The sequence below is a fragment of the Sulfidibacter corallicola genome, from assembly GCF_017498545.1.
Taxonomy (GTDB): Bacteria; Acidobacteriota; Holophagae; order Acanthopleuribacterales; family Acanthopleuribacteraceae; genus Sulfidibacter; species Sulfidibacter corallicola.
Genome location: NZ_CP071793.1, coordinates 7,491,956 through 7,515,641 on the forward strand (window position 1 = coordinate 7,491,956; position 23,686 = coordinate 7,515,641).

At 60.7% G+C, this 23,686-nt stretch carries 14 protein-coding genes; 6 read left to right on the forward strand and 8 right to left on the reverse strand.

What is annotated here, in order from left to right; genetic code table 11:
• Nucleotides 1-275: 275 nt before the first annotated feature.
• A complete protein-coding gene (locus J3U87_RS23045) occupies nt 276-2,405 on the reverse strand; it encodes a winged helix-turn-helix domain-containing protein (protein WP_237378130.1) in 2,130 nt (709 codons plus the stop codon).
• A gap of 303 nt (nt 2,406-2,708) precedes the next feature.
• Here J3U87_RS23045 and J3U87_RS23050 point away from each other — a divergent pair, with 303 nt between their 5' ends.
• Nucleotides 2,709-4,448 carry an amidohydrolase family protein gene (locus J3U87_RS23050; RefSeq protein WP_237378131.1) on the forward strand — a complete coding sequence of 580 codons (1,740 nt, stop codon included), beginning with the start codon at nt 2,709-2,711 and terminating at the stop codon, nt 4,446-4,448.
• Nucleotides 4,445-5,194, forward strand: coding sequence for a hypothetical protein (locus tag J3U87_RS23055; protein ID WP_237378132.1), 750 nt, complete (start codon nt 4,445-4,447; stop codon nt 5,192-5,194). Before J3U87_RS23050 ends, J3U87_RS23055 begins: the two co-directional genes overlap by 4 nt.
• 228 nt (nt 5,195-5,422) lie before the next feature.
• Here the strand turns inward: J3U87_RS23055 and J3U87_RS23060 are convergent, their stop codons facing one another.
• Nucleotides 5,423-7,684 carry a TonB-dependent receptor domain-containing protein gene (locus J3U87_RS23060; protein WP_337249539.1) on the reverse strand — a complete coding sequence of 754 codons (2,262 nt, stop codon included), beginning with the start codon at nt 7,682-7,684 and terminating at the stop codon, nt 5,423-5,425.
• Nucleotides 7,685-7,984: 300 nt separating this feature from the next.
• On the opposite strand from J3U87_RS23060, the gene J3U87_RS23065 reads away from it, so the two are divergent.
• Complete coding sequence (locus J3U87_RS23065) at nt 7,985-9,163, forward strand: hypothetical protein (protein ID WP_237378133.1); 1,179 nt, start codon at nt 7,985-7,987, stop codon at nt 9,161-9,163.
• 213 nt (nt 9,164-9,376) lie between these two features.
• On the opposite strand, the gene J3U87_RS23070 is transcribed toward J3U87_RS23065, so the two are convergent.
• The 3 genes from J3U87_RS23070 to J3U87_RS23080 form a co-directional block, all read right to left on the reverse strand.
• Nucleotides 9,377-10,597, reverse strand: coding sequence for a hypothetical protein (locus tag J3U87_RS23070; RefSeq protein WP_237378134.1), 1,221 nt, complete (start codon nt 10,595-10,597; stop codon nt 9,377-9,379).
• 180 nt (nt 10,598-10,777) lie between these two features.
• Nucleotides 10,778-11,293, reverse strand: a complete 516-nt coding sequence (locus tag J3U87_RS23075; protein ID WP_237378135.1) for a CesT family type III secretion system chaperone — start codon at nt 11,291-11,293, stop codon at nt 10,778-10,780.
• A gap of 230 nt (nt 11,294-11,523) precedes the next feature.
• Complete coding sequence (locus J3U87_RS23080; protein ID WP_237378136.1) at nt 11,524-12,252, reverse strand: hypothetical protein; 729 nt, start codon at nt 12,250-12,252, stop codon at nt 11,524-11,526.
• A 403-nt stretch (nt 12,253-12,655) separates the two neighbouring features.
• Here J3U87_RS23080 and J3U87_RS23085 point away from each other — a divergent pair, with 403 nt between their 5' ends.
• The 3 genes from J3U87_RS23085 (at nt 12,656) to J3U87_RS23095 (ending at nt 20,133) form a co-directional block, all read left to right on the forward strand.
• Entirely contained in the window at nt 12,656-13,594 is a 939-nt protein-coding gene (locus tag J3U87_RS23085; protein ID WP_237378137.1) for a pirin family protein, read from the forward strand.
• Nucleotides 13,595-14,891: 1,297 nt separating this feature from the next.
• Nucleotides 14,892-18,905, forward strand: a complete 4,014-nt coding sequence (locus J3U87_RS23090) for an ATP-binding protein (RefSeq protein WP_237378138.1) — start codon at nt 14,892-14,894, stop codon at nt 18,903-18,905.
• Between the two features lie 397 nt (nt 18,906-19,302).
• Nucleotides 19,303-20,133, forward strand: coding sequence for an SDR family oxidoreductase (locus J3U87_RS23095; RefSeq protein ID WP_237378139.1), 831 nt, complete (start codon nt 19,303-19,305; stop codon nt 20,131-20,133).
• Nucleotides 20,134-20,285: 152 nt separating this feature from the next.
• Here the strand turns inward: J3U87_RS23095 and J3U87_RS23100 are convergent, their stop codons facing one another.
• From J3U87_RS23100 to J3U87_RS23110, 3 genes are all read right to left on the reverse strand, one after another.
• A complete protein-coding gene (locus J3U87_RS23100; protein WP_237378140.1) occupies nt 20,286-20,531 on the reverse strand; it encodes a hypothetical protein in 246 nt (81 codons plus the stop codon).
• An 81-nt stretch (nt 20,532-20,612) separates the two neighbouring features.
• A complete protein-coding gene (locus J3U87_RS23105; protein WP_237378141.1) occupies nt 20,613-20,768 on the reverse strand; it encodes a hypothetical protein in 156 nt (51 codons plus the stop codon).
• A 405-nt stretch (nt 20,769-21,173) separates the two neighbouring features.
• Nucleotides 21,174-23,288: an endonuclease I family protein gene (locus tag J3U87_RS23110; RefSeq protein ID WP_237378142.1), complete on the reverse strand. Its 2,115-nt coding sequence runs from the start codon at nt 23,286-23,288 to the stop codon at nt 21,174-21,176.
• Between the last annotated feature and the right edge of the window lie 398 nt (nt 23,289-23,686).

Genomic DNA, 23,686 nt, shown 5'->3' on the forward strand with positions numbered 1-23,686 from the left:
GGATGAGTCCCACCAGGCACCGCACCGCAGGCCCTCTCCATCAAGCATCGAGCTGCATCGCAAAGCAGAGATTCATGGCACCGCGGCCGTGCCGCCGGCGACCTCGTGCTCGTGCTGGCGATCGGCGTCATCCAGAACGAGGGCCGAATCCGGGCGCGCGAGGCTGTCCGCTGATCTCCCGTTCCAGTGCGGCCACGTTGGCGGCCGAATCCGGGCGCGCGGGGCTGTCCGTCCGAGAAAGGCTTCAGGATCGACGGACTTTGTGGCGCCCGCCGTCAATCGGTGGCACGCCGCGCCAGGATGAGATCGCTTTGGTAGGCTTCCACCCGCCCAATCAAGATGCGGCTGCCGTCAGGCGACAAGGACAGTCCCGGGTACGGCGACAACATGAAGATCGGGTAGGTCCGCGTGACCTGGGTTTTCGAAAACTCGTGAAAGGCCAGCTCCAAACCTCGGCGTCCCCGGTCGCGGACGTAATAAATACCCTCGTGGCCCGGTATCCAATCCATACCGTTGACCGGATCGAGGTCCGCCACCACGCAACTCGCTGGGCCGCCCGCGAGCGGCATGCTCCAGATCCCTCGATCGTCGCGTTTGTGGAAGTAGAGACGGCCGTCTCGTACTCCCTCCACGCAGCGAAAGCCGCCCTGGGTGGTGACTGGCTCCAGCTCGTCGGTTTCCGGGTGTTTGCGCCATATCTGCCAGTCGCCTGAGCGGTTGGAACCGAAGTAAATCCAGCCATTCGAAGCCCAGAACGGCGCCACGACCAAGTGGTTGTCCGCGTGTAGCGATCGAATCTCACCGGCTTCGGTCGACACGATTCGCAAAGCGGCTCGGCCGTCCTCGTGCGTGTCGAACACGATCTCCGAGTCCGACGGCGACCAGGAGAAAGACGCGATGAACGGACCATGCAAATGTGTCACGCGTCGCGGGGTCCCGTTTGCCGTGGCCTGCAGCCAAATCTCCGTCGCACCGGTCCGATCGGAGATAAAGGCCAGGCCGACGCCCTTCCCGTCGTAACGCGGGTGGTATTCGAGTCGGGTGGACGCCAGATTCGAGGGGTCTTGGGTGAGGACGCCATCTGCAAGGTTGAGGGACATGATGTTGGGGTCGCAGGAAACTTCCTGGAATACGAAGCCACCCGCATCATGAGCGTCGGGTTTGTGCGGGTGCTTGGCGGGGACCGGCAGCCATTGCACGGACGCCCTGTCGGGATCGACGCGCCACAAGGCTCGTGGCGGCGTGCGATCCGAGGAAAACACCAGGCCGCCGTCACTGTCCCAGGTCAGTCCCACGATCCCGGCGTGATCGAAGGTCAGGCGCGTCAACTCCCGCGTCGACACGTGGTACAAAAACAAATCACCGCTCCAAGGCGACCATGTGCGCAAAAAAGCGAGGCGGTCTCCCTCGGGCGAGAAAATCGGGTCGCGATCACCAAGTCCCCGTTCGCTCGGCGCCACGGGGAGCTGGATGTCGCCTTTCGTCCGATTCCATAATCCAAGGTGGAACCGGCCCTCCACCTGAAACGCAAAGACCAACGACTCGCCGTCCGGTGACCAATCGACGGATTGGATGAGGTGCCGATCGCCCGTGTCCACTCGCGAAATGTCGCCGGTCGCCAGCTCATACATGAAAAGCCCGGTTTCTTCGGCGCCCGCGCCGGCGCGAATGAAAGCGATCATGCGACCATCGGGCGACCATGCCGGGGCCAGATCGTCGCCTGGCGCCCGCGTCATTCGGACGGGCTCACTACTGGCCAGATCGCGCAGGTAGAGGTCGTATTCGGCGTGCATATTGGGTCGCCATGCGAAGGCGATGCGCTTGCCATCGGGTGAAAAAGCGGGGTCGATTTCCAGGCCCGGTGAACTGGTGAACGGCGTCACCGCATACCGCACGGGGTTCGGTGCGACCTCCTGGGAAGGGGAGGGGGCGGGGGCTGGCCGCCACCACCAGACGAGCAGCACGGCCACGGCCAGGAAAAGGGGGGCTTGCCATTTGAATCGGATCTTGGAGTCGGAGGCGCGAGGCCCTGTGTGCTCGACCGTGGGCGATTCGGCCTGGTCCGAGCTCTCCGGGCCGGGTGGGCTCGGCTCGCCCGGGACGGCGATCAACCGGTAGCCGACCCGCGGTACCGTTTCGATGAATTCCGGGGTTCGCGCCTTGTCGCCCAAGCACTTGCGTAAATCCCAAATCAAATGTTTGAGGACGCTCTCGGACACCTCGTACCCACCCCAGATGAAGACCCGTAACTCATCCTTGGTCACGGGATTGGGCGCATGCTCCGCCAGGCACACCAAGGCGCGCATCATCTTTGGTTCGATGGTGACGACGCGATCGCCCGCTTGGATGCGGTTCAAGCCGGGAAACACTAGGTAGCGACCCATGGAAAAAGGGGCGGTGTCCAAACCGCTGCCTCCGGAAAAAGGGTTCCCTAAGGGTAAAGCGAGCATCCGCATTTCGGAATGCGGCCTACGCGTCATTTTAGATCACAAACGCACCCCATTCGGCAAAAGACACCAAAAAGACACCACGTCAAACCGGCTGCAGGTTTTTTTCAGTTTGTTGTTTTTATTGAAGTTAGGTGCCAAATCGAAAAGACACCGAAAAGACACGATCCTGTGAATCGCGGCCCCCGTACACTGGTCGAAATTACCGTAACCAAAAGGGCGATCCAAGCGGAACACCCGATTTCACGAGGGGGAAAGGAGATGTTTAAATTCGTTTTCGCGATGCTGTTGGTGTGGGGCCTGAGTTTTGCCACGGCACATGAGCTCACCGCGTTCCGAAACGTCAACGTGATTCCGATGGAAGGTGCCAAGGCCATCCTCGTGAATCAAACGGTCGTTGTGAAACACGGCATCATCGAGCGAATCGGGCCAACCGCCAAAATGACCGTTCCCAAAGATGCGACCGTGATCGAGGCCAAGGGCAAGTTTCTGATTCCGGGTTTGGTGGATACCGCGATTTATGGCTTGGATCCCCATGCCTTGTTCGACTGGACCTCTCACGGCATCACCGCGGTGCGACACATGCGCGCGGCGGAAGTCGTCCAAAGCTGGCGGCCACGCGTGGACCATGATTTTTTCCTGGCGCCGGACCTTTACTTGAGCTGGCACCTGATCGCGAGTACCAACGATCGTATCCGCGGGCCTTACATCACGGTTGACGATGAGGACGACGCCAAGAAAGTCGTCAGGGACCATGGGGATCGCGGTTACGACTTCATCCGCGCCACACGCGACCTCACCCCGACCGCGTTCCACGCGCTCCTGACCGAGGCGAATCGGCATGATTTCCCGGTGTTGGGTTACGTTCCCAAGGGCGTGCTTGTGGAAGACATGGGACCCATGATTTCACTCGAGGGCCTGGATGCCCTGGTCGCCTCCTCGCAATCGAAAGATTCGCCTTTTCGAGATGGTGTGCCTCGAAGCGACGGGGTCCGTGCCTATGGCTTCATCGACGAGGCCGCCTTCGCCCGCAACGCGGCGCTGCTTGCGCGACGTGGGGTGGTCGTCTCGCTGTCTTTGACGGGTCTGATGTCGGCCCGCGCGGACGAGGCCCAAACGCGCGCCTTCTTGGCCCGACCCGAATGGCGCTTCGTGGGCCCCGAGTACCAGCGTTTTTTCGATCCCTTGCGAAATGCCGAACAAAGCGAGGCGGAACGGGCCGATCTGGCCCAGGCCAAAGTGCGATTGCCTCGGCTACTCGAACTGTTGCGTGATGCGAAGGTGCCCATCGCGATCGGGAGCGCCGCGACGCGTGGGCTTCACTTGTCGGGATTCGACTATGGCCGCGAATTAAATCTGCTCGTCGAGATGGGGTTCACGCCCGCCCAGGCATTGCGTGCCGCCACCGTGAACGGCGCCCGAGCGCTGAACGCGAGCCGCACCCTCGGCACCGTGGTCGAGGGGAAACGCGCCAATCTGGTGCTGCTCAACGGAAATCCGCTGGAACGAATCGAGCACGCGGGCGACCTCGCGGGTGTCCTGCTGCGTGGCCGCTGGCTGCCTCGAGCCGAACTGGAGCGTCGCCGCGCGGAACGGGCCGTTTTCTTCGAACGCGAGATCGAGTTATTGAAGCGAATCCGCGAACAAGGTGCTGCCCCGCTATTGGCCGAGTACAAGGCCGCCCGCGAGAAAGACCCCGATCTGCAATGGTTCCGTGAGTGGACCCTGGTTCGCGTGGGTTACAACTATCTGTATCGCTCGAAGGATCTCGAACGGGCGACCGGGGTGTTCGAACTGATGGCTGCGAGCTACCCTGACCTGTTCAATTCCTACGATTGCTTGGGTGAAGCGCACCTGGTCGCTGGTCGACTTGACCTGGCCAAGTCCAATTACGAGAAGTGTTTGGAGTTGCGGCCAGGCTTCCAAAACGCGCTCGAGAAGCTGGCGGAAATCAACGCAGCGGCGACGAACTCGGCCAAGGGAAAGGAGAGTCGGCCATGAACGGGCGATCCATACTCTTTGCGATTTGGTGCGGGTTCACGTTTGCGACGCCCGCATTGGGACAAGACATGGCCAATGCTCTCGACCTCCTGGCCAGCGCGCGAGAGAGAGGCGCCGTCACCGCGTGGCGCTCGGCTCATGCCGCCTTCGAATCCGCGACAAACCAGCCGGCCCACCAAGTGGAGGCCCACTACTACGCCGGATTCTGTAGCTTCGCACTGGCCGTGACGCCCGGTGTGGAAGATCCCATCCGTTGGATGAACGAGGCGGTCTCTCATTTATTTCGTGCTCAGGACATCGATGCGCGCCATGCCGAGGCGAGCGCCCTACTGGCCCTCGCTTTGGCGCTTGGCAACCGGCTCGACCCCAAACGATGCACCGCGGGTTTCTTTAACCCCGGTGCCCTGGTCAATCGCGCCCGGCACGAGGAGCCCGACAACCCGCGAGTCGCGTTGATCGCGGCGATGTGGCTGACGCTCAACCAGTCGACGGTCAGCGACTCGCACGAGAAAATCCGAGGGCGTTTGTCCCGGGCCGACCGGCTCTTCGCGAATGAGGCGGAGCGCGACGCACCGAAGCCGTGGGGCTCGGTCGAGCACCGGGCTTGGCGGACCCTCGTGTTGCGGACCCTGGACGACGAACCCCGAACGGCAGGGATCCCCGCGAGCTGGGCCGACCAAACCGTCCTGCCGCGCCTGTTCCGGACAACGGCCAATGCGACCGACAGTAAACCGGGACCGCCCTAGGGGGCCGGACCCGCCGAGGGCGCCAGGGGAGACGCCCGATGGTGCCCGTCTTCTTTTTACCTGTGGGGTCGGAGAAGGTCGGGCACCCCTGGTGTCTCGGTGTGCTTTCCGGGATTCGAATGTGGCCTGTTGCGAAGTCGGTATCGGTGCCGGTTCCCATCGTGGGCCGAACCCGGATCCTCACGGGAACGCGTGGGACCCAGGCGCGTCGTGGGCTTCCGGGCTCCTTTAAAAACTCCGCCGGATGGTGAAGAAGAAGCTTCTTCCCGGTTCGGGAATGCGGGTGCCGTCGCTTCTCAATTTGCGCGACAGGTGTTCCGCATACTCCTCGTCGAACAGGTTCTCGACGTTGACCGACAACGTGAACCCGGCCAGGTCGTAGGAACCCCGCAGGTCGGCCGTCGAAAAGCCCTCTGTGGGCGTTTCCGAGAAGAGGTGGGACACGCGATCCTGGTCGTCGACCCAACGGAACAGGAGACCACCCGAAAATTGCTGGCGCTGGTACTCGGCGCCGAGCCGCCATTCCAGGGGCGGCATTTCGGGCAGGGGATCGTCGGCGCCCTCGTTTTCTCCGCGGACGTAGTCGGCGGTGGTATGGAGGTGCCATGCCGGATGGGGCCGGTAGTCGAGGGTCAGGTCACCGCCGTAGCGAGTCGCGTCCTCGATGTTGAAGAACTGCTTCACACCCAATACATTGTTGGTGCGCGGCGCGACCAGGTCGGTCTCGCGCGCGGAAATGAAGTCCTGGTGGTCGCTGTAGAACACCGTCGCCTTCAAGGCGAACTTTTCGAAATGGGTTCCGAAGCTGAGGTCCACCTGGCGGTTCTCTTCGGGTTTCAAGTTGGGGTTGCCGAGATAGTCGTAGCGATCCAAGCCCAGCGGGAACAGGTAGATGTAGCGTTCGCTCGCGTTCGGTGAACGGGTTCCCAGGCCGGCCGAGACGCCCCATTCCAGGTGATCGTTCGGCCGGAAACTCAGGTGCGCGAAGGCGCTGACATTGCTGTCGCGTTCACTCAAATCGTTACCGTAAATGGCCGAGAATTGGGGATCCGGTCGCTTGGCGATCGATTCCACCTCGTCGAGACGCACACCGGTCGCCATGTTCACCAGGTCGCCGATCGCACGGCGATACTCGGCATACACGCCGATGGTGTCGTGGTCGGTGTCCGCCCAGACGATGTCCTGCATCTGCCTTCCCGCCATGGGGCCCATCAGCATTTCCCGGGTGCGGATGCCGTCCTTCACACTCGTGAAGTAGTCGGACCCGAAGGTCAGCATGCCATCCCACAGCAGGCTCTCGGCTTCGATGCGTGCACCGCCCGTTTGGGTTTCGGCGTCGGTGACGGCGGCCATGCGCGTGGCGATTTCCCGCCGTTTGTTGGTCATCAGGTGCTCGTTATCAGTGGCATAGACCCGGGCACTCAGGGACTGCACGGCCGCGTGTTCGAAACGTTGCCGAAACTCGAGGGAGGCCGTCAGGACCCGACTCAGATCCATGTCCATCGGCAGGGCGGGAAACAACGCGTCCGTGGTTTCACCGCGGTGGATGGCCGCCTTCAGGTCGGCATGGGCGGTCAAGGCCGTCTGGTACTTCAAATGGATCGAATCCTGTTTGAACGCGCCGGGGATCGAGGTGCCCTCGGCGGCGTCGTAATCGGCGTAATCGCGGATGCCCAGTTGCAGTTGCAGGGCGTGGCGCGACCCGCCCAGACCGAGCTCCACATTGCCGGTCTTGCCCTCTCCGTTGGTTTCGTAACCCGCTTCCACCGCACCGGAAAAGGAGGTCCCGTCGTCGCTGTAGTGCAGGTCGCGCGAGACCATGTTGACCATGCCCGCGAACACCGCACCGTGGCGAACGGCGTAGGGGCCCTTGACCACCTCCACGTGTTTCAAACTCTTGAGGTCGATGTGGGCGCTGGGAGGATCCATTCGGTTGGGGCAGGCGTATTCGACCCGCATGCCTCCGTCGCAGCTCAGGTTGAGGCGGTCCTGCTGCGCGCCGCGCAAGACCGGATCCCCATTGGCGGCGCCGCGTCGCACCGTATCGCCGCCCGGAATCTGACCGATCAGGGCGGCCGCTTCATCGGGCGTGGCGCGTGCGATGATGCCGCGATCCACCGTGGTTTCGTAACTCAAGCGATGCGTGTCGTCCACAATGACGATTTCCTCGTGCAGGTGGGTTTGGGGCATGAGGTCGACACGCAACATCCCATCCGGCAGCCGATCTTGCCAAATCGTGATGCGGAGGGGTGCGTAGCCTTCCTTGCTGAACACGAGCGTCATCTGGGTCGCGTCCGATGTGCTCACCGTAAATGAACCGTCTTTCTCACTTTTTGTGGAGAAATCCTCAGTCGCTGCGTGAATATCCACGGACCCGAGCGGTTCTCCATTCAGGTAATCGAAAACTCTGCCTTGCACCTCCATGGCGAAAATGGGCGGTAACCATAGGGAAAAAGCCAGCAGCGCCGGCCAAACGAGTGCCTTCCTCATATGCGTGCTCCTATGTGATGTATTACCTGCCTTCCCATCGGGAATTATCCAAGGCAAGATTGGGTCCGGAATGGAACTTCGCCGGCGGCGTACGCGAAAAGAGTCGCGCCCCGGTCGAGTGAGGACCGCGTACTCACTTCAAATGAACATATGGGCGGGGCCCAGGTGGCGCGGTCGAACCCGAGCGGAACCGGAAAAACTGCGGCAAATTGGAACGAAGATGCCGCTTCGGTCCGTAAAGAATACTATTCACCCTTAAAACGATCGTCTCCGGCGATCACCGATTGCTGAGGAGGACCCATGTCCCACATCTCGAAGCCCATGCGCTCTCTCGGATTCGTTTGGTTCGCGGTCGCCGCCGTCTTCCCGCTCTTCGCCCAGGTCCGCTTGACGGAAGACTTTGAAAACGGTCTGGATCGCTGGGTTCTGGATGGAGCACACGGGATCCGCACGGTCGACTCTGGCGATCCCGCGCATGGCAAGGTGCTCGAGTTGGCCGCCCAGGGACCCGTCAGCGTTCTGGCTAAAGATTCGGAACAGTGGGGCCCCCTGGCCGTGGAAGGCGCATTTTATTTTCCCGTCTCGGGTCGGGCCTACATCGGCTTCCTCTACCACGCCACGAGCACGGCGAGCCGGCGCGATTTCGGCTGCCTCTACGTCAAGGGAAATGGTAGTTACATTCGCGCCAACCCCTGGCGGGACGGCAACGTAAGTCGCTTGTTATACGAGGAATACAAGACCAAGTTACATGGCGAGGCCGCGGTGAAGCCACGCGTCTGGCAGCGCTTCAGGCTGGAGGTGGCGGGCAAGGATTGCCACCTGTACATCGGCGATATGAGTCGACCCCAAATCACTTTCGATCTCTACGAAGGGCGTTCGGGTGCCGTCGGTTTTCAGCCGCGGATCGTGGGCGATCCGGTCTGGATCGACGACGTGCGCGTGACCAGCATCCAAAAGCTCAGCTATCAGGGACCTCCGATCCCCGAGATTACCTATGGGGCCGATCGCCTCTTGACCGACTGGGAAGTGATGGGCCCGCTCAGTCGACCCTACCGTGCGGTCGAATACGAGGACGCCCACCAGGCCGAAGGTCGCCGCTGGCAGCGGTTCGAAACCGACCGGCGCGGCGCTGTGGTGACCGGGCGCGTGACCCAATACGACGGCCCCCTGGGAACCGCCTATTTCCGCACCACCGTAAAGGTGGACCAGGCCCAAACCCGGTTCCTGCACATCACGACCACCGACGAGTTGGCCCTGTGGGTCAACGGGCGTTATGAAGGCTTCGTCTACCGCGACGGATACATGTCGGGCGAGAAGAACGACTGGAACGCCTGGTTCGATTTTCTGGATGAGGAAGGCCACCGGGGAAGGCGGCACGATCTCCAGTTACAGCCAGGAGAGAACCGGATCGTGGTGCGCGTGCGCAACGGGCAGTTTGCGTCCGGCGGGTTTTTCGCCGCCCTCGAAAAGGCTCCCTGATCGCATTTCGAACCGCGCCCAATCCGCTCTCGATCGTCGGTGATTCGCGCGATTCGTGGGCGCAGGTTCTCGCCCGACCCCTCGGTATCGGGGGCGGGCGAAGGAGGCAGCCCACGAATCGCACGATTCATCTCGAATGGGTGATGAGGGAATGGGTGATGGGGGACAGGTACGCACAAATGATGTGATTTCAGGTGCGTACCTGAATCAGGATCAATCGCTGCGGGATTTCACGCCCAGGGGATCGGTGCCCGTTACCTTGTAACTGCCCGAGTCTCCGTCCTGGACGAACGTCTTGACGTTCTCCAGGTTCTGGCCGTGAGCGTAATCCTGCGGGGACTTTTTATCCATTTGGCCCCGCTTTTTCACCAGGGCGTTCACTTCCGCGTACACCTGGTTTTGCTGGCTGGAGCTCTTGGTGGTGTCGAAATCTTCGATGAACAGGCCCTTCTCGTGCAGTTCCTGGATTTCCAGCTCTTCGGGGAGCGTATTCGGTGCCGACTGGTTCAAGGAGCTCATCGTGATCTTCGCGGGGTCCAGATCCTTGGGCGGGGTCAACACATAGACCGGCATTTCCTCGGTGCCTTTGACTTCCTTGGAAACTTCGTAGCCGATCGCCAACAGGGCACGGACCTCGCGCAGCAACGCGGAGGCTTCTTTTTTGCCCGATCCCCGTTCCAAGTTGTTCTTCGTGAGCGGACCCACCAATTCAAAGTTTTCTTTGCGATGAACCGCGCCCATCAACCAGGCGAAGTTGCTCTGCATGTCGTGACCCTTTTTCTCCGGACCTTTATAGGGTGTGGAAACGGGATCGTCTTTGTTGGGCTTGTTGAGGACGTCCTTGGGTTTCGGTTCCAGTTGCTTGAATTTCTGCTCGACGCCGACGGGATCGTAGATGATGCCCTGGCTGTGAAGATGGTTTTCGGCGGATACCGCCTTGTCGAAGAAATAAGGCTTCGGCAGGGTTTCGGTGGCGTCGCCATCGCCTTTCCACGTCATTTCCACGGAATGGAGCATGGTTTGAAAGGTGCGGTATTCTTCCGGGGGTCGCTGGCCTCGGCGGTGAAGCATACGCGGGCCCTCCACGTCGTTACCCAGCCGAAAATGCTCGTACAGGACTTCCGCGCGTTCGAGGTTCCTGTTGATGGTGCTCAGTTCGGACCGCATCTCGTCGGTATTGGGTTCACTGGCCATTTTTTGAAGTAAGGCGGTTTTCTCCTGCTTCAGGCCCTGCTTGAACGACTCGAAGGTCATCAACCAGCCCTTTTTCGCTTTGGATGCCGAAGGGGATTTGGACGGACCGCCCATGTCCTTGACGGACACGCCATGGGAACCGTCGTCGGAACTCTTGTGTATCCCTTGGTTTTTGGATGGGGAAACCGAGTGGGTTTGTTGGGTTTTTCCTGTCGTTACGCCCAATGGTCTGGTAGACATAGTGACTCCTTCCGTTTTTTATGATTCGTGAACGGTGCGGCAGAATTCGAAGCGCGTCGCGCCATGCGGTACCGTGACTCGGGGGCCCTGGTGGCGTGAAGGCACCTTCGGGCCGAGGCATGGCGGTCGCGGGTCTGCTCAGTGTTGGTTTTTGGGGCGGTAAGTGATGGGCGGCATCTCTTAGACGAAATGCCCCATCATGCGATCACTGGCCTGATCGATTGCGGGTGCGCTTTGGGCCGCGTGAGCGGGGGCGTCGTTGGACGGGGCCGGTTGTGATTCGAACCGAGCCTTGGCGGAAACCGCGGTTTCCAGAAAATTGTCGATCAGGTTTTCCAAGATTGTGGCGTCCAAATCGGCGATCGGATGTACGTAGTGCAGCGTCAACGTTTGTGTGCGCGCATTGATGGAGAGTGTGGTGTTGTCGGTATGCTGTCCCATGAAATTCATGTTCATGGCTTGGTTGAGCATGCCCAGGCGCAGCGTTTCGTCGGCGGGTACATGGACGAGCGGCGCAGCCAGGTAGCAGTGAACGCTGCCTTCGGGGACTTCGATGCGCAGTCGGCCTTTGCCTTCGAATTCCAGGGCGCACACGCCTTCTTCGTTGAGCTCGAGAAAGCCCAATCCCAATTTGGCGTCGAGGGTTTTCAGGTACGCGTCGACCGTGTTGCGCTCGGCCGAGTGATGGTGGGTCATGGGTGCCTCCGAATGAATATGATCGAATGACCGCGAGAGGACGGAAAAGGGCCGCTACTTCTTTGAAAAGACCTGAGGCGGCTCCATGAAATAGGCGCGGCATTCCGTGGCAAATGAAGAGTATCTTCGAATCGTGGAGGAAAAATGGAGAATTTGAAAATTTCTCCATGGTTAATTTTGGAGGAAACGTGATCGCTGTGGTTGACAGATCCGTTCTGTTTCGTTCCTGGCTATTTGGCGGACCCTTCCTCCGGCGGCGGTGCCGATCCGTAACTCGGTGCGGCGCGCATTTGGGCGTCGATGACCTCGGGACTGTAGTAGTACCGGTCCAGCCAGGATTGGGGGCTGTCGCGATAGCGACCACCGCGAATTTCCATGGCCCAATCGCGCAGTTGCCAACCCAACCCGTAGTCGATGGCACGTTGGTCGGTTTGGCGTTCGAACTGTCGATGCCACTTTCGGGAGATGAAGGAGAACCCGATCGCGAAAAACTGAAAGAACGACTTCTTTTCGAACCAGGCCGTGTGCGCCAGTTCGTGGCCGAGGGCTCCGATGCGCGCATTGAAGCTCATGTTGCGCAGCAGGGCCGGTGACCCGGCGAAGCGATCTCTTTCACTGATGCCGATGCGGTAGACGCGCCGCTTCTTGGCGCGAAACAAAGTGCCGATGTAGGGACGCGAAGAAATGGGTGCACGCGATTTGAGCACGAACTTGATGCGCGTGTCGCGCAGGTCCGGGAAGTGGGAGAGCGCCACCAGGATTTCCAATTCGTATTGCTTGGGAATGTCCTTGTGGCGACCGTACAGCGACCGCAGTGTTTCGAGATGCGGCGCCATGTGCTCGGCGCTGTAGGTCGGAATGGGCTTTCCAGGCACGAACGGTAGCGCGAGGTGGGGGGTCGACGCTTTCGAAACCGCCAACGACTCGGCAAACAACCAAAGGGCAAGACTGAAAAGCATGGGTCATACTCCTTCGACGCGTGAAAAAATGGAAAGGGGATGGCGACCGGGATTGCCGTGAGCTTCGTCGGGGGCGATTTCGCGGTGGACGGACGGAGGAAAACGCCCTGTCTCGTCCTACAACGTCGAAGCCTCGCGCTCCACTTCCATTTACGCTTTTCATCGGAAATTATTCGGTCCACAATAAGGAATCCTGGTTCTTCTGTGACATGTCTGTACCGTCGATCCGAGCCTCGACGCGACACCGATTCCCGGTGGCGCCGACCGAGGTCTCAAGTATCTCGTCTGGAAAAGGATCGACTCAACCATCTTTGAAATCACAACGGCCTCCGCTTCGTTGCGACCGTGATCCATTCCCATTTATCCAGGACGCGATGGAGTGGAACTCAAAAGGAAGGACGACGTGACGGAATTATTAGAGCATCCGGCGAAAGCCCTCGAGTGTGGCTGCAACCTCGCCGAAGCCCCGGACATTCGCGTGTTCCCAGGCAAAACCACCGAACTGGGCGGTGGTTTGCGCATCAATCGGGCACTTCCCGTTCGCGGCAAGCGAATGGTGGGCGCCTGGTGTTTTCTCGACCATTTCGGACCTCTCGATTTCGATCGGCGCGCCATGAACGTGGCGCCTCACCCCCACATCGGTCTGCAAACGGTAACCTGGCTTCTGGAGGGGGAAGTCGAACACAAGGACAGTCTGAACTGTCACCAAATCATTCGGCCCGGCCAACTCAACCTGATGACCGCCGGTGTCGGCATCACCCATTCCGAAGAGACGCCTGCGGACCATGGAACCCGGCTCCACGGTCTCCAGTTTTGGATCGCGTTGCCCGATCGCGACCGCTTCCGCGATCCTTCGTTCGATCATTTTCCCGAAGTGCCGCAAACGGAGCACGAGGGCATGGATATTCAGATCTTCGCGGGGGCGGCCCTTGGTCACCTTTCTCCCGCCCCGACGTACAGCCCGCTGATGGGGATCGACGTGCGCATCGAACGTTCCGGCGCGCATTGCCTGCCCCTGAACCCGGCCTTCGAGCACGCGTTGCTGGTGGTCGAGGGGTCGATCTCCGCGCAGGGACAGCCCTGTGTCATCGGCAACCTCTACGATCTCGGACTCGGTCGCGAGGAGGTTCGCTTCGAGACCGGTGCTCCGGCGCGTTTCGTCATCGTCGGCGGTGAGCCGTTTCCGGAAAAGATTTTGATGTGGTGGAACTTCGTGGCCCGCACCCACGAGGAGCTGCAGGCCGCCCGACAAGACTGGGAGGCCGGCGAGCATTTCGGTCCGGTGTCTCTGTACCGAGGTGACCGCCTGGCGGCACCGCCCTTGACCATGCGATTGAGCTGATTGCACCCGATCGGCTCGTCCTCGCGGCGGGCCGATCGATTCTTCGGACAACACGCCACCTCCAGCGGCGAGTCTCTCGAACAAACTCGCTCGGGGTACCCGAATGCCGAGAGATTCGTCGTGCCAGGTAGGTTGGCCGGCCCGGCCGACACTTCGAAGCGGCCCAGGCTTCGCAAGAGCAAGTAGTAACAGAGCGAAGCAGATAAGTCGGGCTTCCACATCTCTCGATGATCGATTTCTATCCATGCCAGGTCACTTCGATTGGTTGAGCAGGGCCGGTATGGCAGCTTGCCTTACCGGCCCTGCTCAACCTACATGCTTTACGTCGCTTGTGCACATGCGGGTTCTCCAAGCTGGCCCGCTTCGCGTTGTTTCTTTCTCGAAATCGAGCGGGTTTGCCCGCTGGTTCGCGGCTCTAATGTAACAAGCCCTGTAAAGTTCGAAGATAAAGCTAAAAACCTAAACAGGCGGATGCGGGGGGAGTTCGTCAATAAATGTCGGCCCAGCGGGCTTACCGCCCCTGACCAACCTGCCGCGACGACGGCTCTCTCGAAGATGCGGGAACCTTGGACTATGTAACTCCGACAAGTTCAGCGGGCCGCTGAACCTACCGGGCACGACGGCTCTCTCGGAGATGCGGGAACTCCGAGAGGAACGACTCCGAAATGTCGGCCCAGCGAGCTTACCGCCCCTGACCAACCTGCCGCGACGACGGCTCCCTCGAAGATGCGGGAAACTTGGACTATGTAACTCCGACAAGTTCAGCGGGCCGCTGAACCTACCGGGCACGACGCCCCTCTCGTGCATGCGGGAACTCCGAGAGGAACGACTCCGAAATGTCGGCCCAGCGGGCATACCGCCCGTGACCAACCTACGGCGACGACGGCTATCTCGGAGATGCGGGAACTCCGAGAGGAACGACTCCGAAATGTCGGCCCAGCACCCTGGGCGGCGACTCCGTATCGATCTTGGTGAACTCTGTGGACTCAGTGGTAAAAAACAACTTCCACCCAAAAACCATGCATGGACCGGAGCACCACTCCCCACCTCCGAAAACTAAATCCGAGGTTTGTTTCCGCTCGTTTTTTAGGAAGACCCGACGTCGAAGTCGCTTTGTAAAAAAAGCGATTTTGACGGAAGTATCAACTTCCGAGGAGCCAGGAGCCTATCTCAAACTTTTCGGGTTAGAATGAATATCAGTGTCACCGACTCCTGATGGGACGAATCACTCCAGATGCAGATCGCTACTTATCTTTTCCTCGGCTGCGGTTTATGGCTTTGGTTTCAGCAGCCTGACGTGGGTTCGCTCGAGGCCAAGCTCCGAGATGCGCAGGGCAGCGAACGTGTCGGTGTCTTGTTGGAACTGGCGAAGGCATTCGAGGAACCCAATCCCGAGCGTGCGATCCATCTGTGCAATGAGGCGTTGAACCTGTTGAAGGAACGGCCCAATTTGGGACAGTCGTTGAAGGCGCTCGAGGTGATGACCTGGGGGCAGATCTACCTGGGCCGCTACGAAGATGCCGAGACGGCCATCTCGCGGCGCATGACCCTCAGCCAGGATCGGTCGGATCATCGCGATGCCTACATCGAGGCCCTCAAGGATTTGGCGATCGTCCACTATTATCGCGGCGATTACGAGGAGGCCCTGGCCGAATACCGACGCCTGCTCGATCTGCAGGAAGAGCAGGGGCAGGAGCGCGAGCTGGCCGACACCCTCAACAATATCGGCCTGATTCACCGCAAGCGCGGCAGCTACGAGGTGGCACTGGACTACTACCTGCGGGCCTTGGACCTCTACGAGAAACACGGCTCGCCCAAGAATATCGCCTCCGGTCTGAACAATATCGGCGTGGTGTACGACGCCATGCAGCGCGACCACGAGGCGTTGACCTATTTCAATCGGGCGCTGGAGATCAAGGAGACCCTCGGCGACCAGAAGTCGATGGCCTTTACTATCAACAACATCGGGTTCCTCCACATGAGCTTGAAGGAATACCGCGAGGCGCTCGCGTTCTTTCAGCGGGCTCTGGACATCCGCCTCCAATTCTCCGAAATCAGCGACATCGCGGCGTCCTATCAAAACCTCGGCAGTACCTACCTGTTTCTCGAAGAATACGACAAGTCTCGCGAGTTCCTCGAAAAAGCGCTGGCCATGAAGGGCGACATCGGCGACAAACTGGGCATCGCCAAGACCGAAATGCGCCTGGGCCAGCTCTTTCTGAGGACCGGCGAGCCCGAGAAGGCCCTGCGCCACCTGGAGCGGGCGCTGGAGTTGGCCGAGACGGTACAGGCGCGTGAGGTGATTCGCGACAGCCACGAAATCCTTGCGAAGGTTCACGCGGCCATCGGCGATTACCGAGCGGCCTACCGGGAGTACCAGGCCTTCAAGCTGATCCACGACGAGATCTTCAACCTGGAAGCGACGCGCGCCATCAGCAGTCTGCAAAGCAAGTTCGAGGACGATCGGCGCAAGGAGGAGATTGCCGCCCTGCGCCGCGAAAACGAACTCAAGGCCAAGGAGGTCGGGCGCCAGCGAACCATGCGCAACCTGATCGTGGTGAGCCTGATGGCCGTGTTCCTCCTGGGCTTTCTGCTCTATGCGCGCCACATGGAGCGGCGCAAGCTGGCACGCGAACGCCGGCTCAATCTCGAATTGCGTCGACTGGACCGTTTGAAGGACGAGTTTCTGGCCAATACTTCCCACGAGCTGCGCACGCCCTTGAACGGGATCATCGGTATCGCCCAATCGTTGATGGAAGGGGCGACGGGGCGGTTGGACCAGAACACCTGCGCCAACCTCGGCATGATCGTCTCCAGCGGTATGCGGCTGAGCCGCCTCGTCGACGACATTCTGGATTTTTCCAAGATTTCCAACGACCACCTGGTGTTGCAACTGGGTTCGGTGCCCGTAGGCGCCTTGGCGGACATGGTGCTGGCGTTGTCGGCGCCGCTGGTCGGCACCAAGCCGCTCAAGCTGGTCAACGACATTCCCGACGACCTGCCGCTGGCACGCGCGGACGAGAACCGGCTCCAACAGGTGCTCCACAACCTGGTGGGCAACGCGATCAAGTTCACCCATGAAGGCGAGGTCCGGGTGGGCGCCGAGCGCAAGGGCGACATGCTGGAAATCCGCATCTCCGACACCGGTATCGGGATTCCCCAACACAAGCAGGCGACCATTTTCAATGCCTTCGAACAGGGCGACGGCACCATCGTCCGCAGCTATGGCGGTACCGGTCTGGGCCTGGCGATCAGCCGCGAATTGGTGCGCCTGATGGGGGGCGGCATCGGCGTCGAGAGCGAAGTGGGTAAAGGCAGTACCTTCTTCTTTTCGCTGCCCTTGTGCACCGAGGAGGTATCGCCACAGGTGGAGGACGATCGCCGGGAATACGATCCGTCCAACCTGCCCGTGCGCACCATCATTCCAGAGTCCCTGCCACCCTCCGCCCAGCCCGCCAAACTGGAAGCCTTCGCGGGTGCCCATATCCTGGTGGTGGACGACGAACCCGTCAACCGCCAGGTCCTGATCAATCAACTGTCGTTTTTCGATTGTCGCATCACCGAAGCCGGCGGTGGCCAGGAAGCCTTGAAGTTGATCGATGGAACCGCGACCTTCGATCTGGTCCTCCTGGACCTGATGATGCCCACCATGTCCGGTTACGAAGTGTGCCAGCAGATTCGCGAGCGATTTTCCCAGAGCGAGCTGCCCATCATCTTTCTCACCGCCAAGAACCGATTGCAGGATCTGGTGACCGGGTTCGACTACGGCGGCAACGACTACCTCATCAAGCCCGTGGCCAAGGAAGAGTTGTTGGCGCGGGTGCGCACCCATCTGGCGCTGCTCCACGTCAATCGCCATCTGGAAAAGGAAGTGCGTGCCCGGACCGGCGAATTGCGCGAACACAACCGCGAACTGGAAACCCTCAACGATGTGGTCCAGACCATCAACCGCGAGGTCGAGCTCGGCGGCCTGACCCAGGCTTTGGTGGACCAGGCCGTCAAACTGCTGCCCAAGGCCAAACGCGGCGCCTTCCTGCTGCGCGATCTCAAAACCAGGACCTACAGCTTCACGGCCGCGGCCGGATACGCCTGGGAGGACATTCGGTCGATCGAATTGACCGAAAAGGAGGCCTTGGCGCGCTACTCCGGGCATCGGGAGCTGGACTCGGGCGTCAATCTCATCGAGGTGGACGACGCCCTGGCGGGCGCCCCCAAGTTCGCGTCGCTCCAAAAGCCCAAAGCCATGCTGGCCATGGCCATCACGCTCGAGGACGAACTGCCCGAAGGTTTTCTGATTCTCGACAGCTACCACGAAACCGAAACCTTCGACCATCGCGATCTGGCGCGAATCCAGCGATTCCGCGAGCACGCGATCACCGCGGTCAGCAAGGCGCGCCGGGTCCAAATGCTGCTGGAAACCACGCGGCGCCTGCGCGACACGCAGCGCCAACTGATCGAGGCCGCCCACCAGGCCGGCATGGCCGAAATCGCCATCAGCGTGCTGCACAACATCGGCAACTCGTTGAACTCCATCAAGGCTTCGGTTTCGGTGATGCACCAGCGGACCATGGATGCCCGGCCGACCCGGGTGATTCGCGGTATGGCCAAGTTGCTGGAAGAAAACCAGACCAAACTGGGGCCCTTCTTCGAGGAATCCGAAAGCCAGGGCGCCAAACTGATCGTCGCCTTGGAGCGCATCGCCTCGCTGCTGGACGAGAACACCCTGAAATTGGGTCACGAGGTCGGCCTCGTGCGCGATTATGTCAACCAGATCCAGGAGATCATCGCCGCGCAGGAGGAATACGCCCAAGTCCCCGGACTGGTCGAAACGGTCGATATCAATCAATTGATCGCAGAGGTCATTCAAATGGAAATGTCGCATTTGGATGAGGCGGGCATCGAGGTGCAGAGCCGATTCGAACCCCTGCCGGAATTTCCCATCCAGCGATTCAAGATGATCACCATGCTCAACCATCTCATCCGCAATGCGGCCGAGGCGATCAGCGCGAGGGATGGCGTGGCACCCGGCCTGTTGATCATCAGCACCCGTTCGACGGAGGACGGCGGTTTCGAAATCGAGATCCGCGACAACGGCATCGGCATTGCCGAAGACCTCCTGGAAATCATCTTCCGGCGCGGCTATACCACCAAACCGCGAGCGCGCGGGTTCGGGCTCCACTTCGCGGCAAACGTCGTGGCCGACATGGGCGGACGGCTCTGGGCCGAAAGCAACGGTGTCGGCAGCGGCGCCAGTTTGCGGGTGCGCCTGCCCGCCTATCAGGCCGAGCCGAACCACCAACTGGTCGGCTGAGAAACGCATGGAGCCATGCCGCCCCCGCCGTTTTTGCCGCATTCGGTCGAACGCGATTCTAAGACCCTTCTCTCATCCGATTCAAACGCGCTAGAATACATGAATCAGTGCCCATCCAGAAAGGGAGTGATGCCTTTTCCCGGAACGAGCCGGCCCCGTGTCCTGGTTCTCTCTCGGGAATCCGACGGTGCTCAGGTCACCGGAAGCCCACCCGAACCGCGATGTGCGTTTCGCGAAAGCCGGGAGCGCTTCGATTCGGACGATTCCTTTCACGCACGCCACCTTTCGGTTGGCGCCTGATTCCCCGGTCAACGCAATCGGCGTCGACCGTGCGTTCCCGGGAATGCGCGGGCCAAAGCGACGCCAAAAAATGAATTGAAATTCAACGAGGCAATTTATGACCCAACTCAAAGGCAAGACCCTCTTCATCTCCGGCGCCAGTCGCGGTATCGGCAAGGCCATCGGTCTTCGTGCCGCTAAGGACGGAGCCAACATCGTGATCGCCGCCAAAACCGCCGAGCCCCACCCCAAATTACCCGGCACCGTCTACAGCGCCGCCGAGGAAATGGAAGCGGCCGGCGGTCAGGCGCTTCCCTGTATCGTGGACATCCGCGACGAGGATCAGGTTCGCGACGCGGTCGCCAAGGCGGTCGAGCGCTTCGGCGGTATCGATATCCTGGTCAACAACGCCAGCGCCATCAGCTTGACGCCCACCCTGGAAACCAAGATGAAGCGCTACGACCTCATGCATGCCATCAACACGCGCGGCACCTTTTTGGTCAGCAAAACCTGCCTGCCCCACCTGCTGAAAGCCGAGAATCCCCATGTACTCAACATTTCGCCGCCGCTCAACATGGAAACCCGCTGGTTTGCGGGCCACGTGGCCTACACCATGGCCAAATTCGGTATGAGCATGTGTGTCCTGGGGATGGCCGGCGAATTCAAGAAAGACGGCGTCGCCTTCAACGCCCTCTGGCCGCGGACGACCATCGATACCGCCGCGGTACGGAATCTCCTGGGTGGCGAGCAGATGTGCTCCCGGTCACGAACGCCCGAGATCATGGCCGACGCGGCCCATGCCGTCTTTTGCCGGTCCAGCCGCGATCTGACCGGTCAGTTCCTCATCGACGAGGATGTGCTTCGCGAAGCGGGCATCACCGACTTTTCCAAATACAAGGTCGATCCCAATTTGCCGGAATCCGAGTTGATGCAGGACTTCTTCATCTGAGCGAGTGCCCATCCAGAATGAAAATCGTTACCGCTTTCCAGGCGATCCCGCTGGATGGGCTCGGGATCGCGGCCCCTCCGGCGGGTCCGTCCTTCCAAAAACAAAAAAGGAGCCGGATATCGGCTCCTTTTTTCGTTTGTGACCTCGCGGCCTCAAGCTTCGGTTCTGGCGGGCAAGGGCGTCTCGTGGTGGCTCGCGCAGGACGAACAGGCCTGCACCTCGCGAACGATTTCCCAACCGCGGCCGCCGGGATCTTCGCGATACTCCGGCTTCTTCTTACGACGTACTTTATTCGCTTTGTGCCGCGCGGGGTAGTTGCGCGCACGTGTCTCGATCACTACCGGATTGGATTTGTTACGGGGGGGCACCACCGTGCCGCACAGATGACAAACAAACATTCACATTGGCCGTACCTCGTCCATTCTGTACCTCACGGCCGGCCTACCGTGCGGTCTTTCCCGGGCAATCTTCGACCACCGTCAGGTGATCGCCAAAAAGCCCTGATTCGTGTTGTAGATTTTGGGGAAATCGAGCGCCCCGAAGAAGCTGATCAGTGCCTTAAACGGATTCCACGGCAGGAAACTGCCTGAGAGATCAGTGCTGAAAAGAGTTGGGTTGGTGGGGTGTGCGCTCAAAATTTCCTTCATAATACATATGTATGAAAACAATAGTGGGGCGGCCAGGTCAAGTTAAAATCCTGCAAAGACCTGAATTGGGGCCACACTCTCGATTTCTGTCTCCGTATGGGAAGACGTTTTTAAAATTAGCATAATCAGCATGTTATGTCGACCGGCTGAGGCGGGAATCGCCGGGGCGGCGCTTTGCCGCGCCGTGCCACCGCACCGCAATCGCTCGGTCTCCGGTGAGGCTCGGCATTTTGGGGCTCCCAGCCTTACCGGCCCTGCCATACCGGCCCTGCCATACTGGCCGCAACCCGACCGCCCGCGATTTCCGCGGACGGCCCTGCGAGATCGGCGGTCGAGGGGATTCCCGATGCCCGAAGTCGGGCTCGGGAAACCTGCGACCGCGATGGCGGACGCTCAGGGTGCACAACTGCAGTCGCCGTTGAGCAAGGCCGTGTAGGTCAACACCGAGTAGACCGAGGTGTCGCCGCAACTTGCGCTGCCCGCCTGCCAGGAGGGGAACAGCTCGCGAATACAGGCCGGAATCTCCACGCCGCCGCACTCGCCGTTGAAGATGCAGTCCACCCATTCCGGAAAGTCGACGAACGGGTTGCGGTTCCCTTGGAACTGATAGACGATTTCGTTGCGCCGGCGCTCCTCGTCGTCCACCGGATCCGCCTCGTGCCATTCCAGCAGAACCGACAGGCGGCCCATGTAGCCCGTGTCGACGTTGCTGCCGGTGGTTTGGATCAGGCCGAGGTTGTCGGTGAGGATCAGGTCCGGTTCGCTCATCTCGGTGGGGGCGTGGGACCCGCCTTCGTAGCGCACATCCATATAAAGGATGCTGCGGGCGATGTCGCCGCGCCGGTGGAACCACACCTCGAAGATGTCCTGGCCGTTGTCGTACCAGTTCGAGTTGCCTGGATATTGGCCCGTGCCGCCACCCACGCCGTTGTTCGCGTCGGTGGGCAGCTCGTTGCAGCCCGCGTCGCAGTTGCCGTAGGGCGTGTTGCTGCGGGTGGAATTGGTGGGGCCGTCGGAAATGCGAAGATGGTGGCAATCCGTGTACGCCGAATTGTGGAAGGTGTTGTCGGGGAAACCGTAGGATTTGGGCCAGGTATGCTCGCGGTTGTAGGGCCCGTTTCCGCCGCCGAACTTGGTGTACGAGGCGTTTTTGTAGATGGTGATCACGCTGTCGCCATTGCCGGGGTTCTCGTCCGCCAACTCGAGGATGTCCCAGGTGTCGGTTTGGTCGTCGGAGTAGGGATGGTAGACGTGGTCGTCGATGGCGTCGTGCAGGGCGGTGCGGAAAGCAGCCTGGGCGGCGTCCGGGTTGACGCTGTTGTAGTAGTCGGTGCGGCCGACGCGGTTGACTCGGGCTGGCGTATTGTACGCCTCGCCCACTTCCACCGAGCCCGAAAAGCCGTCGAGCCCTTCGCCGTCGAAGTCGTTGCGGAACCAGTCCGCGGCGCTATCCGTGTCCCGGTAGTAGGGCCAGCGTGAAGCGCCGCCGGGGGCGTTGGCGCCCCTGCGAAGCGTCAGCGTCAGCACCGTATCCGAGTACACCAGGTCGCCGTGGCGCTCGTGGCTGACCGCGACGCTGTCGTAAACCACGTCCCAGCGCATCTGGTCGATGGTGCCGTTGTCGTCGCTGTCCAGGTCCATACCGACGGAACCGTTGAAGTTGGCGACGGCGTAAATCGTGGCGGTACCGTCGGGAAAGGCGTCGCTGACCGCACCGGTGGCGTAGAAACCCACGTTGTTGGTGGTTCCGGCCTGCATCGCGACCAGCACTTCACCCGGGTTGGCGGAACCGTCACCGTCCAGGATCAGCAGCCAGGTCTCGCTGTAGTCCGCTTCGCGCTCGCCGAAGATTTCGATGAATTCGGCGGTGTCCTGGCCGGTGTGGTCCAGGAGGAATTCGGTGATGATCGGGGCTGACGGCGGGGGCGGTGATTGCGAGTTGGGCGCGCCGGGCGTGTTGACCGCCTCGTTGCTATCCAGGGTGCCTGGCAGATTCGGCAGGCCGGCGCCGTGAAAGTCGTTGCGAATCCAGTCCGCATCGGTGCCCAACGGTTTGTCGGCAGGCAGGAAGGAGGCGCCGCCGACGGTGAAGCTGATGCCGTCGTAGTTCTGTTCCAGGGTGAGGCTCGCGTAGCGCGGGTCGCCGGAGCCGTCGTCGACACCTACCTGATCTACGATGGAGGTCCAGGGGGCCACGTCCAGGGTGCCGTCGTCGTTGGTGTCCAAATCGTTGCCGGCCTGGCCGCTGAAACCCTCGACCAGGTACAGGGCCATCGAACCGTTTTGCACGACTTCGCTGAGAAAACCGGTCCACCAGTAGCCGGACGCGTCCGTCGTGCCGACAGGGTGAACGCTCAAGATGGTGCCGGTGTCGTCACCGACATCGCCTTCGATTTGAAGGACCGTCAGGTTGCTGAAATCCGTTTCCGGCGTACCAAAAATCTCGATGTATTCGAAGGTGTCCTGGCCCGTGTGGTTGGCGTTGAATTCGTTGATGCGTTGGGCCATGAGTGAGCTGGAGCCGAAGCAAACAAAGACAAAACAAAGCGCTATATACATATGAAAACGAAGGGGGCCAGTTCGTCTGTTCCGGTTGGCCCGACCCTTGGTTGGGAAAGCATGAAGCAGAGGCATGCAACTCTCCTAGGAAGATGGTGAAACGGCGTTGGGGGCTTGGCTTGGTGGGACTGTGGCCTTTCGAGCGGTCGAGCTGCGGGCCTCTTGCGGGTGGCCTCGTCGCTCGAGAGCTCGGAAGAGCGGTTCGTACCGATCCGAGGGTGATGGTCCGTGTGGCATGATATGAATAATAGATATAAAGAGTGGAAGTGCGATGATTTGGCGGCATTCGGGCCCTCGCCCGCCTTGGCGAAGCGATGTCACCGGCCGTCGCCGGCTCCCGTTCACGA